The organism is Kitasatospora sp. NPDC059462 (assembly GCF_042749955.1).
Lineage (GTDB): Bacteria > Actinomycetota > Actinomycetes > Streptomycetales > Streptomycetaceae > Kitasatospora.
On sequence record NZ_JBHYUU010000074.1, the window covers coordinates 1 to 15,768 of the forward strand.

Consider the following 15,768-nt stretch of genomic DNA (forward strand, 5'->3'; position numbering starts at 1 on the left):
GGGTTGCCCGGTGTGGTCGGCCCCGCCCCCCCCCCGGCGGGGGGCGGGGGGCCCCGGGCTGCGGCCCCACGGCCCGGGGGGCGGGGGGGGGCGGCCGGGCCCCCCCCCCCCCGGCCGGGCGCGACCACGGCGCGTGACCACGGCGAAGGCCCCCCACCCGGCGGGTGAGGGGCCTTCAGAAGCTACGACACCGACCCGCCATGCTCGCCTCGCGGCAAGTGGTCCCTCGAAGGGACGAAGGTTGGGCCCGGGGGCTTGGATCGAGCCGGTGTCCCGTCCAATGTAACGCATCGGGCCGTGGAGGCAAGAAGTTGTCGGGTCCGCACACTCAATGAACGTTATTTCTGACTACGCCCCGGTTGGTGCGACCATCGATGTCTAGCATGCGCAAGCGAGGGACTTCAACGAACTGTTGACCTCGTGGACGGACGGACGGAAGAAGGAACGTCGATGGCGACGGTGCCCAGTGTCTCGAACTCGATCACGGTGCGGCTGGAGGTGCCGGCCAGAGGCAACGCCGTCAGCGCGATCACCACGGCCGTGGAGTCCTCCGGGGGCTCGGTGACCGGCCTCGACGTGACCGCCTCCGGCCTGGAGGCGCTGCGGATCGACGTGACGGTGGCCGCCTCCTCGGTGGCGCACGGCGAGGAGATCGTCGAGAAGCTCCGGGCGATCGACGGCGTCACCATCGGCAAGGTCTCGGACCGTACCTTCCTGATGCATCTCGGCGGCAAGATCGAGATGTCCTCGAAGCTGCCGATCCGCAACCGTGACGACCTCTCGATGATCTACACCCCGGGTGTCGCCCGGGTCTGCATGGCGATCGCCGAGAACCCCGAGGACGCCCGCCGCCTCACCATCAAGCGCAACAGCGTCGCGGTGGTCACCGACGGCTCCGCCGTGCTGGGCCTGGGCAACATCGGCCCGGCCGCCGCGCTGCCGGTCATGGAGGGCAAGGCGGCCCTGTTCAAGCGCTTCGCCGGGATCGACGCCTGGCCGATCTGCCTGGACACCCAGGACACCGACGAGATCGTCGCCATCGTCAAGGCGATCGCCCCGGGCTTCGCCGGCATCAACCTGGAGGACATCTCCGCGCCGCGCTGCTTCGAGATCGAGGCCCGGCTGCGCGAGGCCCTGGACATCCCGGTCTTCCACGACGACCAGCACGGCACCGCGATCGTGGTGCTGGCGGCGCTGATGAACGCGCTCAAGGTGGTCGGCAAGGAGATCGGCGACATCCGGGTCGTGATGTCGGGCGCCGGCGCCGCCGGGACCGCGATCCTCAAGCTGCTGATGGCGGCGGGCGTCGAGCACGCCACCGTGGCGGACGTGAAGGGCGTGGTCCACGAGGGCCGCGACGACCTCAACGACAGCCTGCGCTGGATCGCCGAGCACACCAACCGCTCGGGCCGCACCGGCAGCCTCAAGGAGGCCGTGGCCGGCGCCGACGTCTTCATCGGCGTCTCCGCCCCGAACGTGCTGGACGGCGACGACCTGGCCACCATGGCCCCGGACGCGATCGTCTTCGCGCTGGCCAACCCGGACCCGGAGGTCGACCCGGCGGTGGCCCGGCAGACCGCCGCGGTGGTCGCCACCGGCCGCAGCGACTTCCCGAACCAGATCAACAACGTGCTGGTCTTCCCCGGTGTCTTCCGCGGCCTGCTGGACGCCCAGAGCCGCACCGTCAACACCGAGATGATGATCGCCGCCGCCCGGGCCCTGGCCGCCACCGTCGGCGACGACGAGCGCAACCCGAACTACATCATCCCCAGCGTGTTCCACAAGGACGTCGCCAAGACCGTCGCCGCCGCCGTCCGGGAGGCCGCCCTGGCCGCCGCCTCGGAGGAGCCCGCTCCGGCCCGTCCGACCCCGGGCATCGTCGGCACGCTCGACACCGCCTCCTTCCCGGCCGTGAAGCTCTGACGCCGGACCGCGCCGCCGGATCCCTGCGCCGGACCCGGCGGCACGCCCCCGCGGCGGCCGGTCGCGATGTGTCGCGGATCGGTCAAATGTCCGATTAGCGGTCGTACCCGCCCGTTCCCGCCCCGAACCCTTGCGACACAAGGGCGAGGGGCGTGTTTGGGCTTGTCGGACCTAGGGCGTACGGTAGCCCTGCACGGGGCAGGCGTGTCCGACAAGTACGGAACGTCCCCCTGGTCTTCCGGCGCGTCCTCCCGACCGCCGCCCGCGCCCGGTCCGCCGGAGCCGACGGAGCGTCACACCTCCGGCGGGCGGGCGCTGTTCGGGTCGTGCCGCCGGGGCCCGATTGGCATTCTCGGGGCCGGTCGGGGCAGGATTCGTATCCGGGCAGGCAGGCGGGCCTTCGACGGCACGGCGCGCGGCACTGGGTGCGGACCCGGCTCGCGACCACGCATTGCCTGCATGAGCACAGTGTGCGGACCTGCGGCCCATCCGGGTGCCCCCGGTGGGAGCACCGATGGGCCCCCGTACACCGCAAGCGAACAGACCACAGGAGTACACATGAACCGCAGTGAGCTGGTGGCCGCGCTGTCCGAGCGCGCCGAGGTGACCCGCAAGGACGCCGACGCCGTTCTGGCCGCCTTCGCCGAGATCGTCGGCGAGGTCGTCGCCAAGGGCGACGAGAAGGTCACCATCCCCGGTTTCCTGACCTTCGAGCGCACCCACCGTGCCGCTCGCACCGCCCGCAACCCGCAGACCGGCGAGCCGATCCAGATCCCCGAGGGCTACAGCGCCAAGGTCAGCGCCGGCTCCAAGCTGAAGGAAGCCGCCAAGGGCGCCTGAACCACCCCTTGAACGCCCGGGAGGCCGGGTCCCCGTCGCGGGGGCCCGGCCTCTCGCCGTCGGCGGAGGGCGCCGGTCAGGCGTCGACCAGCTCCTCGCTGGACCGCTCGCTCGGCAGCTCGACGTGGGCGCCGAGGTCGCGCAGCTTGTCCATGAAGTTCTCGTAGCCGCGGTTGATCAGGTCGATGCCGTGCACGGTCGAGGTGCCCTCGGCCGCCAGCGCCGCGATCAGGTAGGAGAAGCCGCCGCGCAGGTCCGGGATGACCAGCTCGGAGCCGATCAGCTTGGACGGGCCGGAGACCACCGCGGAGTGCAGGAAGTTGCGGGCGCCGAAGCGGCACGGGGTGGCGCCCAGGCACTCGCGGTAGAGCTGGATGTGCGCGCCCATCTGGTTCAGCGCGCCGGTGAAGCCCAGCCGCGACTCGTACACCGTCTCGTGCACGATGGACAGCCCGGTCGCCTGGGTCAGCGCGACCACCAGCGGCTGCTGCCAGTCGGTCTGGAAGCCGGGGTGCACGTCGGTCTCCAGCGCGATCGCCTTGAGCTCGCCGCCCGGGTGCCAGAACCGGATGCCCTCGTCGTCCACCTCGAAGGCGCCACCGACCTTCCGGAAGGTGTTGAGGAAGGTCATCATCTCCAGCTGGCGGGCGCCGCGGACGTAGATGTCGCCCTTGGTGGCCAGCGCCGCGCAGGCCCAGGAGGCCGACTCCAGGCGGTCCGGCAGCGCCCGGTGGGTGTAGCCGTCCAGCTCGTCGACGCCGGTGATCAGGATGGTGCGGTCGGTGCCCAGGGTGATGATCGCGCCCATCTTCTGCAGCACGCAGATGAGGTCGACGATCTCCGGCTCGATGGCCGCGTTGCGCAGCTCGGTGACGCCCTCGGCGAGCACCGCGGTCAGCAGCACCTGCTCGGTCGCGCCGACCGAGGGGTAGGGCAGCTCGATCTTGGTGCCGCGCAGCCGCTGCTGGGCGACCAGGTAGGTGCCCTGCGGGTGCTTCTCGATGGTGGCGCCGAACTGGCGGAGCACCTCGAAGTGGAAGTCCACCGGGCGCCCGCCGATGTCGCAGCCGCCCAGGCCCGGGATGAAGGCGTGGCCGAGGCGGTGCAGCAGCGGGCCGCAGAACAGGATCGGGATGCGCGAGGAGCCGGCGTGCGCGTCGATGTCGGCGACGTTGGCGCTCTCCACGTGCGAGGGGTCGAGGATCAGCTCGCCCTCCTCGTCCCCGGTGCGCACGGTGACGCCGTGCAGCTGGAGCAGCCCGCGGACCACCTTGACGTCGCGGATGTCCGGGACGTTGCGCAGTCTGCTGGGACCCTGCCCGAGCAGGGCGGCGACCATGGCCTTGGGCACCAGGTTCTTCGCACCGCGGACGCGGATCTCGCCTTCGAGCGGGTTTCCGCCGTGGACCAGCAGGACGTCGTCGGTCATCGTTCTCGCAATCCGGGGTGCCAGAGGAGTGGGTGGGGCTCGGCGACGAGCCATGCGGTGGAACGGTTGCACGGGCGCGTCGGGCCCCCGGCGTGACCGAATCGGCACCGTGGACGGGCGTCCACCATCAGTAGATGGTAGTGGTCGTGCCGATGGTTCCCGTGAGCCTCTCCCGTGATGGTGCTCTCCCCGGGCCGCGCGGCGCGCGCCGGTGCGTCCGTACGGGTGTTCGCGGCGCATTCCCCGGCCCGCCGGTTTTCGGGTGTCCGCCGCCGGGGGTTCTGCGGGATCATGTGGGCATGACGGCGGCCCATTCGCACGCAGGCCGGTCCCACACCGGCCGTCTGCTCGTCGCGACGCCCGTGCTCACCGACCCGAACTTCGCCCGGGCGGTGGTGCTCCTCCTCGACCACGACGCCGAGGGGGCGCTCGGCGTCGTCCTGAACCGGCCGACCCCGGTGGAGGTCGGCAGCGTGCTGGACGGCTGGGGCGTGCTGGTCGGCCGGCCGGCGGTGGTGTTCCAGGGCGGGCCGGTGGCCCTGGACTCGGCGCTCGGCCTGGCGGTGGCGCCGGGGGAGCCGGGCACCGGGGAACCGCTCGGCTGGCGGCGGGTGCATGGCGCGATCGGCCTGGTGGACCTGGAGGCGCCGCCCGAGGTGCTGGCCGGCGAGCTCGGCGCGCTGCGGATCTTCGCCGGGTACGCGGGCTGGGCGCCGGGACAGCTGGAGACGGAGATCTCCACCGGGGCCTGGTACCTGGTGGACTGCGAGCCGGGGGACATCTCCAACCCCGAGCCGGAGCGGCTCTGGCGCGCGGTGCTGCGCCGCCAGCGCGGTCCGCTGGCCCTGCTGGCGAGCTACCCGGACGACCCGACGCTCAACTGAGGCGGCCGCCGCACGCGGCATGACACGGGCCGGGGCCGCGACACTGGCCCGGTCTCGCGGGGCGCCCATAGACTTGGCACCCATGAGCACTCTTGAGCCCGAGCGCGGCCTCGGCACCGGCACCCTGGTCGAGCCCGTCCCGCAGGTGTCCCACGGGGACGGCGACCACGAGCGCTTCGCGCACTACGTCCAGAAGGACAAGATCATGGAGAGCGCCCTCTCCGGATCCCCCGTGGTGGCGCTCTGCGGCAAGGTGTGGGTGCCCGGGCGCGACCCGAAGAAGTACCCGGTCTGCCCGATGTGCAAGGAGATCTACGACGGCATCGGCAAGCCGCAGGGCGGCGACGACAAGGACAAGTAGGCCGTTCCGCTCCTCGCACCGCCGTTTTGCATAGCGCGGCGATTGCCGGGTGGTCTATGCCAGTCGTCCGGGTCGGGGGAGGATGGCGCAATGGACCTCATTCCCGCCCCCGTGAGTTCCGTCCGCCTCCCGGACCAGGACTTCCCGCTCGACTCGACGACCACCCTGACCGCGCCGCCGGAACTGGCCGGGGCCGAACGGTGGCTGCGTTCCTCGCTGACCGCCGCCACCGGCCTGCCGCTCGCCCCCGGGCGGCCCGGTGAGGGCGTCGAACTGGTCCACGACGACGCGCTGGCCGCGGAGGCGTACCGGCTCTCGGTGCGCCCCGGCCACGCCGTGATCACCGCCGGCGGCCCGGCCGGTGCGCTCTGGGGTGCCCAGACGCTGCGCCGGCTGCTCGGCCCGGACGCCTACCGGCGCGCCCCGCTGCGCTCGGAGTGGGTGCTGCCCGGCGTGGACATCGAGGACGCGCCCCGGTTCGGCTGGCGCGGCGCGCTGCTGGACGTCGCCCGGCACTTCCTGCCCAAGGCCGACGTGCTGCGCTTCGTCGACCAGCTGTCCGCGCACAAGCTGAACGTGCTGCACCTGCACCTGACCGACGACCAGGGCTGGCGGGTGGAGATCAAGCGCTACCCGCGGCTCACCGAGGCGGCCTCCTGGCGCGAGCGCTCGATGGTCGGCTACCGGGCCGCCCAGCGCCGCGACGACCGTCCGCACGGCGGCTTCTACACCCAGGCCGACCTGCGCGAGATCGTCGCCTACGCGGCCGAGCGGGGCATCACGGTGGTGCCCGAGATCGAGCTGCCGGGCCACACCCAGGCCGTCGTGGCCGCCTACCCCGAGCTGGGCAACACCGACGTGGTGGACACCTCGGCGCTCGGCGTGTGGACCGACTGGGGCGTCAGCCACAACGTGCTCAACGCCTCCGAGGCCACCCTGCGGTTCTTCGAGGGGGTGCTGGAGGAGGTCCTGGAGCTCTTCCCGTCCGAGTTCATCCACCTCGGCGGCGACGAGTGCCCCAAGGAGCAGTGGAAGGACAGCGCCGCCGCGCAGGCGCGGATGCGCGAGCTGGGCCTGGCCAACGAGGACGAGCTGCAGAGCCACATCATCCGGCACTTCGACCGCTGGCTGGCCGAGCGCGGCCGGCGGCTGATCGGCTGGGACGAGATCCTGGAGGGCGGCCTGGCCCCCGGCGCCGCCGTGTCGTCCTGGCGCGGCTACGGCGGCGGGATCGCCGCCGCCGAGGCCGGGCACGACGTGGTGATGTGCCCGGAGCAGCACGTCTACCTCGACCACCGGCAGGCGCCGGGCGAGGACGAGCCGATCCCGGTCGGCTTCGTGCGCACCCTGGAGGACGTCTACCGGTTCGAGCCGGTGCCGCCCCAGCTCGACGAGGCCGCGGCCCGCCGGGTGATCGGCACCCAGGCGAACGTGTGGAGCGAGTTCATGCACAGCGCCCGGGACATCGACTACCGGGTCTTCCCGCGGCTCGTGGCCTTCGCCGAGGTCGCCTGGTCGGCGCTGCCCACCGACCCGGCCGCGCGCGACTTCGCCGGCTTCGAGCGGCGGATGGCGGGCCACCTGGAGGTGCTGGACGCGCTCGGCATCGAGTACCGCCCGGCGGCCGGTCCGCACCCGTGGCAGACCTGGCCCGGCGTCCAGGGCCGGCCGATCGAGGGGCTTCCGCCGGTCGTCTGACGGCACGCCGGGGGCGGACGGACGTCGCGCACGGGAACTTCCGAACGGGCGTCGGACGTCAAGAACAGATGAACATCCGACCCGGTCCGCCACGGACCGGGTCGGATACCGCCCGGTATCGGTCCCAATCGGGCAGTACCGTTCGCCCGTCCCGAAATGATCATCGAGCATTGTGTGCCAGAGTTGCCCAACCCGGCCCGATCGCCCGTACCCTACGGGCCAGGCCGGGCTGCCGGAGCGGACACCCGGTCCAGGGCCGCGGGCGGCAGGCGATCGATGAGCAAGTGGAGCACGGTGGGACCCAGGTGAACCGGACGATCATGCTGCCGGCCTCCCTCGACGAGGCCGTCGAAGCGCTGGCCGCTCACCCGGCCGCGGTGCCGGTGGCCGGCGCCACCGACCTGATGGAAGCCGTCAACGCCGGGCGCCTGCGCCCCGCCTCCCTGGTGGGCCTCGGCCGGATCACCGAACTGCGCGGCTGGCGCTACGAGGACGGCGGCACCGCCGTGCTGGGCGCCGGGCTCACCCACGCCCGGATGGACCGCCCCGACTTCGCCGCGCTCATCCCCGCGCTCGCCGACGCCGCCCGCACCGCGGGCCCCCCGCAGGTGCGCAACGTCGGCACCCTCGGCGGCAACATCGCCACCGCCGCCCCGGCCGGCGACACCCTCCCGGTGCTCGCCGCACTGGAGGCCAGCGTCACCCTCGCCCGGGCCGGCGCCACCCGCGAGGTCCCGGTCAGCCACCTGCTCACCGGCCTCGACCCGCTGCGCCCCGGCGAGCTGCTCACCTGGGTGCGCGTCCCGCTGCTGCACGCCCCGCAGGTGTTCCTCAAGGCCACCGGCCGCAGCGGCCCCGCCCGCGCCACCGCCTCGGTGGCGCTCGTCCTCGACCCCGCCCGGCGCGCCGTGCGCTGCGCCGTCGGCGCCGTCGCCCCGGTGCCGCTGCGGCCGCTGGAGGCCGAGGCCTGGGTGGCCGGCTGCATCGACTGGGACGGCTCGCGGGAGATCGACCCCGCCGCGACCGCCGCCTTCGGCGACTACGTGGCCGCCGCCTGCGTCCCCGACGGCTACGGCGCGGAGGGCGCCTGGGAGGCCGTCACCGAGGGGCCGAGCGCGGCCGCCGTCCGTCTGCGGCGTACCGTAGCCGTGCTGGCCCGCCGGGCACTGGGAAGGGCGCTCAAGTGACCACAGACCACCCCATCGAGGCCCTGGACGCGGGGCTGCTCGACCACGCGCACGACCACGCGCCGCAGGTCAGCCGCGAGCTGCGGCCGACCACCTCGTACACCCTGCGGGTCAACGGCTTCGAACGGCCCGTCAGCGACGCCTGGATCGGCGAGAGCCTGCTCTACGTGCTGCGCGAGCGGCTCGGCCTGGCCGGCGCCAAGGACGGCTGCGAGCAGGGCGAGTGCGGGGCCTGCTCGGTGCAGGTCGACGGGCAGCTGGTGGCCGGCTGCCTGGTGCCCGCCGCGCTGGCGCAGGACAGCGAGATCAACACCGTCGAGGGCCTGTCGGCCGGCGGCGGCGCCAGCGACGTCCAGCAGGCGCTGGCCGAGTCCGGCGCGGTGCAGTGCGGCTACTGCGTGCCCGGCCTGGCGATGGCCGTGCACGACCTGCTCCAGCGCAACCACCGGCCCACCGAGGTCGAGGCGCGCCAGGCGCTGTGCGGCAACCTCTGCCGGTGCACCGGCTACCGGGGCGCGCTGGCCGCCGTGCAGAGCGTCGCCGACGCGCGCGCGGCGGAGGCCGAGGCGGACGCCGCGTCCGCCGCCGAGGAGGGCGACCGGGCCACCGCCGCCCCCGCCCCCGTCCCCGCCCCCGCCCCCGCCACCGTCCCGGACCAGGCCCCCGCCGCCGCGCCCGGGCCCGCCGCGGACGAGCCCGCGACCGCCGCCGACCTGCCGGTGTACACCGACGGCGACGCCTGGATCGAGCACGTCCCGCAGCCGTCCGCCGAGCCGGCCGCCCCCGCCCCCGCCCCCGGCGCGCCGTACGGCACCCCCGACGGCCCGGGCGGCTACGACAGCGGGGTGTACGACACCACCGTGCTGGCCCCGGTCCGGGACATCCCGGCGCCGCCGGCCGACGGCTCCACCGGCTTCCACCCGGCCCACCCCGGCGCCCCGTACCCGGCGGACACCACCCCGGCGCACGGCACCTACCTGCCCGGGACCGGCTACCCCGGGGCGGCCGGCCACCCGCAGCAGCCCGGCTACGACCGGGCCCGCGCCTACGACGGTCCGGTCTACGACGGCCAGGCCTACGACGGACCGGTCTACGAGACCCCGGCCGCCGGCACCCCCGCGCACGGCACCCCGCTCCCGGGCTACGACACGGCCGGCTACCCGCAGCAGCCCGGCCACGACGGCGGCACCCCCGCCCACGGCACGCCGTACATCCCCACGCCCCCGCACGGCGTCCCGGCCGAGGGCACCGCCCCCGCCGGCGTCCCGTACGGCGCCACCCCCGCCCACGGCATCCGGCTCCCCGAGGACGACCACGCATCATGACGTCGCCTACCGACATCGGCGCAGCACTCCAGCAGGACGGCGACGCGGGCGGCACGACGGAGCCGTTCGGCCTGGGCAGCTCCCCGCTGCGCAGCGACGCCCTGCCCAAGGCGCTCGGCATCTACCCGTACGCCGCCGACCTGTGGGCCGAGGGCCTGCTGTGGGGCGCGGTGCTGCGCTCGCCGCACCCGCACGCGCGCATTCGCGGCATCGACACCTCGGCCGCGCTGGCCCTGCCCGGCGTGCACGCCGTGGTCACCGCCGCCGACCTGCCGGCCGGCCCCGACGGCCTGCCGGACGGCGCGCCGACCGGCCCGATCGTCGCCGACCGTCCGGTCCTCGCCGCCGGGGTGGTCCGCCACCACGGCGAGCCGGTGGCCGCGGTCGCCGCCGACCACCCCGACACGGCCCGGCTCGCGGTCGGCCTGATCACCGTCGACTACGAGCCGCTGGACGCCGTCACCGACCCCGAGCAGGCCTTCACCGCCCCGCCGCTGCACCCGGACGGCAACCTCTTCCGCCACCTGCCGCTGCGCACCGGCGACCCGGAGGCGGCCGGCGAGATCGTCGTCGAGGGCCTGTACCAGGTCGGCCGCCAGGACCCGGCGCCGCTGGGCGCCGAGGCGGGCCTGGCCGTGCCGCGCCCGGACGGCGGGGTCGAGCTGCACCTGTCCTCCACCGACCCGCACGGCGACCGCGACCGCACCGCCGCCTGCCTGGGCCTGGAGCCGGACCGGGTCCGGCTGGTGGTCACCGGCGTGCCCGGCGCCACCTCCGACCGCGAGGACCCGTCCTTCCAGGTCACCCTGGCGCTGCTGGCGCTGCGCACCGGCCGCCCGGTGAAGATGACGCTCACCCGCGAGGAGTCCTTCCACACCCACGCCTCGCGCCACCCGGCGCTGCTGCGCTACCGCCACCACGCGGACGCCGAGGGCCGGCTGGTGAAGGTCGAGGCGCAGATCCTGCTGGACGGCGGCGCCTACGCCGACGTCTCGGCCGAGGCGCTGGCCGCCGCGACCGCCTTCTCGGTCGGGCCGTACAACTGCCCCAACGTCTTCGTGGACGCCTGGGCGGTGCGCACCAACAACCCGCCGGCCGGCCGGATGCGCGGCGAGGGCGCGGTGCAGGCGTGCTTCGCCTACGAGTCGCAGCTGGACCAGCTGGCCGCCCGGGTCGGCATCGACCCGGTGGAGGTCCGCCGCCGCAACGTGATGGCGACCGGCGACCCGCTGCCCACCGGACAGGCCGTCACCTGCCCCGCCCCGGTGGGCGCGCTGCTGGAGGCCGTCGCCGCCGAGCCGCTGCCGGCGCTGCCGGTGGACGACCCGGACGCCGAGTGGCTGCTGCCGGGCGGGCCCGGCGGCGCCGGGGACCCGGCCGCGGTGCGGCGCGGCATCGGCTACGCGCTGGGCATGGTGCACATGCTGGGCGCCGAGGGCGAGGACGAGGTCGCCACCGCGACCGTGCGGGTGAGCGGCGACCACGCCACCGTGATCTGCGCCGCGGTCGACGCCGGCCAGGGCTTCGCCACGCTCGCCCGGCAGATCGTGCAGAGCGTGCTGGGCGTCGGCGAGGTGTACATCGCCCCGGCCGACAGCGACCAGTCGGTGGCCGGGCCGTCCGCCCGCGGCCGGCACACCTGGGTGTCCGGCGGCGCGGTCGAGCGGGCCGCGCTGATGGTCCGCCACCAGCTGCTCCAGCCGATCGCCGCGAACTTCGGGATGTCGGCGGAGCTGCTGCAGATCGCCGACGGCAAGATCACCTCGTACGACGGGGTGCTCGGCATGCCGGTGGCCGAGGCCCTGGAGGGCAAGGAGCTCTGGGCGACCGCGCAGTGCCGCCCGCACCCGACCGAGCCGCTGGACGAGGCGGGGCAGGGCGACGCCTTCGTCTCCATCGCGTTCTGCGCGATGCGCGCGGTGGTCGACGTGGACATCGAGCTGGGCGCGGTCCGGGTGGTCGAGGTGACGGTGGCCCAGGAGGTCGGCCGGGCGCTGAACCCGCGGCAGATCGAGGACCGGATCGAGGCCGGGGTCGCCCAGGGCGTCGGGCTGGCGCTGCTGGAGGACCTCCGTACCGAGGGCGGTCTGCTGGCCAACCCCTCGCTCACCGGCTACCGGCTGCCGACCGCGCTGGACACCCCGGAGATCCGGGTCGCCGCCCTGCTGGAGGAGCGCGACGTGGTGGCGCCGTTCGGGGCCAAGGCGGTCAGCGCGGTGCCGGCGGTGACGGCGCCGGCGGCGGTGGCCGCGGCGGTGCGCGCCGCCACCGGTCTGCCGGTGGGCCGGCTGCCGATCCGCCCGGAGGACGCCGTGACCGCCTGAGCGGCCGGTCCGGGAATTCGGCGGGAGGGCCCGCCGAATTCCCCGGGAAATGCATGACGAATTGCCGGTGGGCGCTTTTCGCGCCGACCGGCAATTCGCTTTCGGAGGCCATGACGGGAATCGAACCCGTGTACACCGCTTTGCAGGCGGTTCCCTCAACCACTCGGGCACACGGCCATGGGGGTGGAACTCGTGACAGGCTGGACTGCGGGGGCGCCTCAGGCGCGGCAGCAGCGACAGGCGCGACAACACAGGGGAGCGGGGGCGCAGGCGCGGGGCGCGGGGGCCACCGTCTTCCTGTCCATGTCCGACTCCTGTCGTCGTTCGCCGTGTTGGTGAATTCAGTTTGGCGGAATGCCGGGCGGAACGTCAATATCCTTTTGTAAATTCCGTGTGGCGGACTGTGTGCTACCGTCGGGGACAGGTGGTCCCGCGCGGGCCGCCCCGGACGAGCGCGTCGTACCCGGTCAGGACAAGACGGCGCAGTGACAGCGGCAACCCGGCCGCTGCCGACTGCGGAAGGTGCGACCGTCATGGCTTGGCTCGTTCTGGTTCTCTCCGGCCTCCTGGAGACCGTCTGGGCGGTTGCCCTGGAAGCCTCCAAGGGGTTCTCCCGGCTGGTCCCGACCGTGGTGTTCGGGGTGGCGCTGACGCTCTCGATGGGCGGACTGGCGTACGCGATGCGCTCGATCCCGATCGGCACCGGCTACGCGGTGTGGGTGGGCATCGGCGCGGTCGGCACCGCGCTCTACGGCATGGCGGTGCTGGGCGACGCGGTGACCCTGGCCCGGATCGGCTGCCTGCTGCTGATCGTCTCCGGCGTGGTGGGCCTCAAGGTGCTGCACTGACCCCGCACCGGCGAGGACCTAGGTCCGTGGTCGGAGCCGGAATCCCGACCGGGGTCAGGGTTCAACGGCCCGGACGCGCCTTACGATCATACGTATGACCACAGCCTCCGCCGCCTCGGCCGACACCGGCACCGACCCCGTCCCGATACCGACCGACCCCGGCGGCGGGGTGCTGGGCGACCGCTTCCGGGCCCTGACCCTGGGCATCGTCTCGGTGGTCCTGGTGATCGCCTTCGAGGCGACGGCCGTCAACACCGCGATGCCGGTGGCCGCCCGCGAGCTGGACGGGCTCGGGCTGTACGCCTTCGCCTTCTCCGGCTACTTCACCACCACCCTGTTCGCGCTGGTCGTCTCCGGCCAGTGGTGCGACCGCAGCGGCCCGCTGCAACCGCTGTTCACGGGCATCGCGGTGTTCGGCGCGGGCCTGCTGGTGGCGGGGGCGGCGCCGGGGATGTGGATCTTCGTCGGCGGCCGGGCGATCCAGGGCCTCGGCGGCGGCCTGGTGATCGTCGCGCTCTACGTGGTGGTCGGCCGGGCCTACCCCGAACGGCTGCGGCCGTCGGTGTTCGCCGCCTTCTCCTCCGCCTGGGTGCTGCCGTCGATCGTCGGCCCGGTGGTCTCCGGCGCGGTCACCCAGCACCTCGGCTGGCGCTGGGTCTTCCTCGCCGTACCGGCGCTGATCCTGCTGCCGCTGGCCGTCATGGGCCCGGCGCTGCGCCGCTCGGAGAAGGCGCAGCCGGTGCTCAGGGGCGCCGCGTTCGACCGCCGCCGCACCGGGCTGGCCGCGATGGCCGCGCTCGGCGCCGGTCTGCTGCAGTACGCGGGCCAGCGGCTCGACCTCCTCGGCCTGCTGCCGGCCGTCGCCGGGGCGGCGCTGCTGCTCCCCGCGGTGCTCGGCCTGCTGCCGGCCGGGACGCTGCGGGCCGGGCGCGGACTGCCGACGGTGATCCTGCTGCGCGGGGTCGCGGCGGGGGCGTTCTTCGCGGCCGAGGCGTTCATCCCGCTGATGATGGTGACCGAGCGCGGCCTGTCGCCGACGCTGGCCGGGCTCACCCTGACCAGCGGCGGGCTGTCCTGGGCGCTCGGCTCCTGGATCCAGGGCCGGCCGGGGGCCGAGCGGTACCGCACGCTGATGATCCGCGGCGGCTTCGTGCTGACCGCGGTGGCCATCGCGGGGGCCTCGCTGGTGCTCGTCCCGGCGGTGCCGGCCTGGGTGGCGGCGGTGGCCTGGGGCGTCGGCGGGATCGGCATGGGCCTGGCGGTCGCGAGCGTCAGCGTGCTGATGATGAAGCTGTCGACGCCGGAGGACGCCGGGGCCAACTCGGCCTCGCTCCAGGTGAGCGACGCGCTGGGCAACGTGCTGCTGGTGGGCCTGTCCGGGGTGCTGTTCGCGGCGCTGGGCGGCGGCTCGGTGGCCGCCGCCCACGACGGCGGCGCGGGCACCGGGTCGACCGGCGCGTTCGCGGTGATCTTCCTGACCATGACCGGGGTCGCGCTGCTCGGCGCGCTGGTCTCGGGGCGGGTCCGGAAGGCCGGCTGAGGCGCCGGCCGGCGGCGGGGGCCCGGCGGGCGGGGCGTCAGAAGCTCTCCCAGCCGCCGGCCGGGGCCTGGCCGGGGCCGAGGGTCTGCAGTTTGCGCAGCACCGCCGGGTCCTGGGCGTCCAGCCAGTCCACCAGCTGGCGGAAGGAGACCAGCCGGACCTCGGGCCGTCCGGCGATCGCCCCGAGCACCTCCTCGACGGCGTTCATGTAGATGCCGCCGTTCCACTCCTCGAAGTGGTTGCCGATGACGAACGGCGCGCGGTTGGTGGTGTAGGCGCGCTCGAAGCCCATCAGATAGGCGTCCCGGGCCTGGGTCTGGAAGCCGGGGTGGAGCGAGGGGTCGGCCTTGGTGTTGCTGCCGCACTGGTTGAACATGATGTTGTAGTCCATCGACAGCACCTGGAAGGTGTGCCCGGGGAACGGGATGGACTGCAGCGGGAGGTCCCACAGCGCGCCGCCCTGGATCTTCTGCGGCCAGGTCTGGGTGCCGTTGCCGCTGCTGTCGTAGCGCCAGCCGCGCTTGACGGCGGTGGGCAGCAGGTTGCGCTGCCCTTCCAGGCAGGGGGTGCGGCTGCCGATCAGCTCCTTGCGGTAGTCGAACGGCAGCGCCGGCAGATCGGTGAAGCCGGTGTTGGTCCGCCAGTTCGTCACGAAGTCCATCGCCTGCTGGATCTCGCTGTCCCACTCCTCCGGGGACCACCTGCCGACGCCGGTGGCGCCGCAGAAGTGGCCGTTGAAGTGGGTGCCGATCTCGTGGCCCTCCGTCCAGGCGGCGTGCAGGTTCTCCAGGGTGTCGCGGATGTGCTGGTCGCTCAGGTAGCCGATGTCGGAGGCGCCGACCTTGTGCTGCGGTGGGCGGTAGAGGTCCTTGCGGGACTCCGGCAGCAGGTAGAGGCCGCTGAGGAAGAAGGTCATCGAGGCGTTGTGCTCCCGGGCGAGCCGGCGGAACCGGGCGAACAGCCCGTTGTCGAGCTCGCCGGCGCCGTCCCAGGAGAAGACCACGAACTGCGGCGGGCGCCCGCCGGGCCGCAGCACGTCGGGCACGGGCTGGTGCGGCTGGGGGCCGGTGTCCGAGGTGGAGCCGTCGCCGATCAGGGTGACCGGGGGCTTGGCCGCCTCGGTCGGAACCACCGCGTGGTCCTCGGCCGGGGTGGCCGGCGCCGGCGCCGGGGCCGGAGTGGTCGCCTGCCCGTCGCCCGGGTCCCTCCGGGCCCCGCAGCCCGCCGCGAGGGCGGCGGCGCCGGCGGCGCCCGCGGCCAGCAGGGTGCGACGGGAGAGGGCGTCCATGGTCACTCCGTTCGTGGGGCGTGCGCGGGGCGGGGCACGGCAGGCGCGGCGCGCGGTCGTCCGGGCGGACCGGGGCCCGGTCGGACAAGTGCGGTGATAGGCCTGTGAACGGGGTCAGCAT

At 74.2% G+C, this 15,768-nt stretch carries 12 protein-coding genes, 1 tRNA gene and 1 riboswitch; of the genes, 10 read left to right on the forward strand and 3 right to left on the reverse strand.

All coding sequences use genetic code 11. The features are described 5' to 3' along the window. The first annotated feature begins 450 nt into the window (after window positions 1-450). Window positions 451-1,923 (forward strand): NAD-dependent malic enzyme, encoded by a 1,473-nt coding sequence (locus tag ACFXAM_RS19635; RefSeq protein ID WP_380292849.1) that lies wholly within the window; start codon window positions 451-453, stop codon window positions 1,921-1,923. A 558-nt stretch (window positions 1,924-2,481) separates the two neighbouring features. After that, window positions 2,482-2,763: an HU family DNA-binding protein gene (locus ACFXAM_RS19640; protein WP_030308200.1), complete on the forward strand. Its 282-nt coding sequence runs from the start codon at window positions 2,482-2,484 to the stop codon at window positions 2,761-2,763. 76 nt (window positions 2,764-2,839) lie between these two features. Here ACFXAM_RS19640 and murA read toward each other — a convergent pair whose 3' ends face one another. Continuing rightward, a complete protein-coding gene (gene murA, locus ACFXAM_RS19645) occupies window positions 2,840-4,192 on the reverse strand; it encodes a UDP-N-acetylglucosamine 1-carboxyvinyltransferase (RefSeq protein ID WP_380292851.1) in 1,353 nt (450 codons plus the stop codon). A gap of 299 nt (window positions 4,193-4,491) precedes the next feature. Here murA and ACFXAM_RS19650 point away from each other — a divergent pair, with 299 nt between their 5' ends. The 6 genes from ACFXAM_RS19650 (at window position 4,492) to ACFXAM_RS19675 (ending at window position 11,971) form a co-directional block, all read left to right on the forward strand. Next, a complete protein-coding gene (locus tag ACFXAM_RS19650) occupies window positions 4,492-5,076 on the forward strand; it encodes a YqgE/AlgH family protein (RefSeq protein WP_380292853.1) in 585 nt (194 codons plus the stop codon). A gap of 82 nt (window positions 5,077-5,158) precedes the next feature. Further along, complete coding sequence (locus ACFXAM_RS19655; RefSeq protein WP_380292855.1) at window positions 5,159-5,437, forward strand: DUF3039 domain-containing protein; 279 nt, start codon at window positions 5,159-5,161, stop codon at window positions 5,435-5,437. Between the two features lie 90 nt (window positions 5,438-5,527). Continuing rightward, complete coding sequence (locus tag ACFXAM_RS19660; protein ID WP_380292857.1) at window positions 5,528-7,135, forward strand: beta-N-acetylhexosaminidase; 1,608 nt, start codon at window positions 5,528-5,530, stop codon at window positions 7,133-7,135. A gap of 320 nt (window positions 7,136-7,455) precedes the next feature. Beyond that, window positions 7,456-8,322: an FAD binding domain-containing protein gene (locus tag ACFXAM_RS19665; protein ID WP_380292898.1), complete on the forward strand. Its 867-nt coding sequence runs from the start codon at window positions 7,456-7,458 to the stop codon at window positions 8,320-8,322. Then, window positions 8,319-9,647, forward strand: a complete 1,329-nt coding sequence (locus ACFXAM_RS19670; RefSeq protein ID WP_380292859.1) for a 2Fe-2S iron-sulfur cluster-binding protein — start codon at window positions 8,319-8,321, stop codon at window positions 9,645-9,647. Before ACFXAM_RS19665 ends, ACFXAM_RS19670 begins: the two co-directional genes overlap by 4 nt. Then, entirely contained in the window at window positions 9,644-11,971 is a 2,328-nt protein-coding gene (locus tag ACFXAM_RS19675) for a xanthine dehydrogenase family protein molybdopterin-binding subunit (RefSeq protein ID WP_380292861.1), read from the forward strand. The genes ACFXAM_RS19670 and ACFXAM_RS19675 overlap by 4 nt, the downstream gene beginning before the upstream one ends. Before the next feature lie 105 nt (window positions 11,972-12,076). On the opposite strand, the gene ACFXAM_RS19680 is transcribed toward ACFXAM_RS19675, so the two are convergent. After that, window positions 12,077-12,148: transfer RNA gene (locus ACFXAM_RS19680), tRNA-Cys, on the reverse strand. Between the two features lie 244 nt (window positions 12,149-12,392). Continuing rightward, window positions 12,393-12,458, forward strand: a riboswitch (guanidine-III (ykkC-III) riboswitch). Window positions 12,459-12,504: 46 nt separating this feature from the next. Here ACFXAM_RS19680 and ACFXAM_RS19685 point away from each other — a divergent pair. Then, complete coding sequence (locus ACFXAM_RS19685) at window positions 12,505-12,819, forward strand: DMT family transporter (RefSeq protein ID WP_380292863.1); 315 nt, start codon at window positions 12,505-12,507, stop codon at window positions 12,817-12,819. Between the two features lie 94 nt (window positions 12,820-12,913). Beyond that, window positions 12,914-14,359: an MFS transporter gene (locus ACFXAM_RS19690; protein ID WP_380292865.1), complete on the forward strand. Its 1,446-nt coding sequence runs from the start codon at window positions 12,914-12,916 to the stop codon at window positions 14,357-14,359. A 37-nt stretch (window positions 14,360-14,396) separates the two neighbouring features. Here the strand turns inward: ACFXAM_RS19690 and ACFXAM_RS19695 are convergent, their stop codons facing one another. Beyond that, entirely contained in the window at window positions 14,397-15,647 is a 1,251-nt protein-coding gene (locus ACFXAM_RS19695) for a hypothetical protein (protein WP_380292867.1), read from the reverse strand. Window positions 15,648-15,768: the final 121 nt, after the last annotated feature.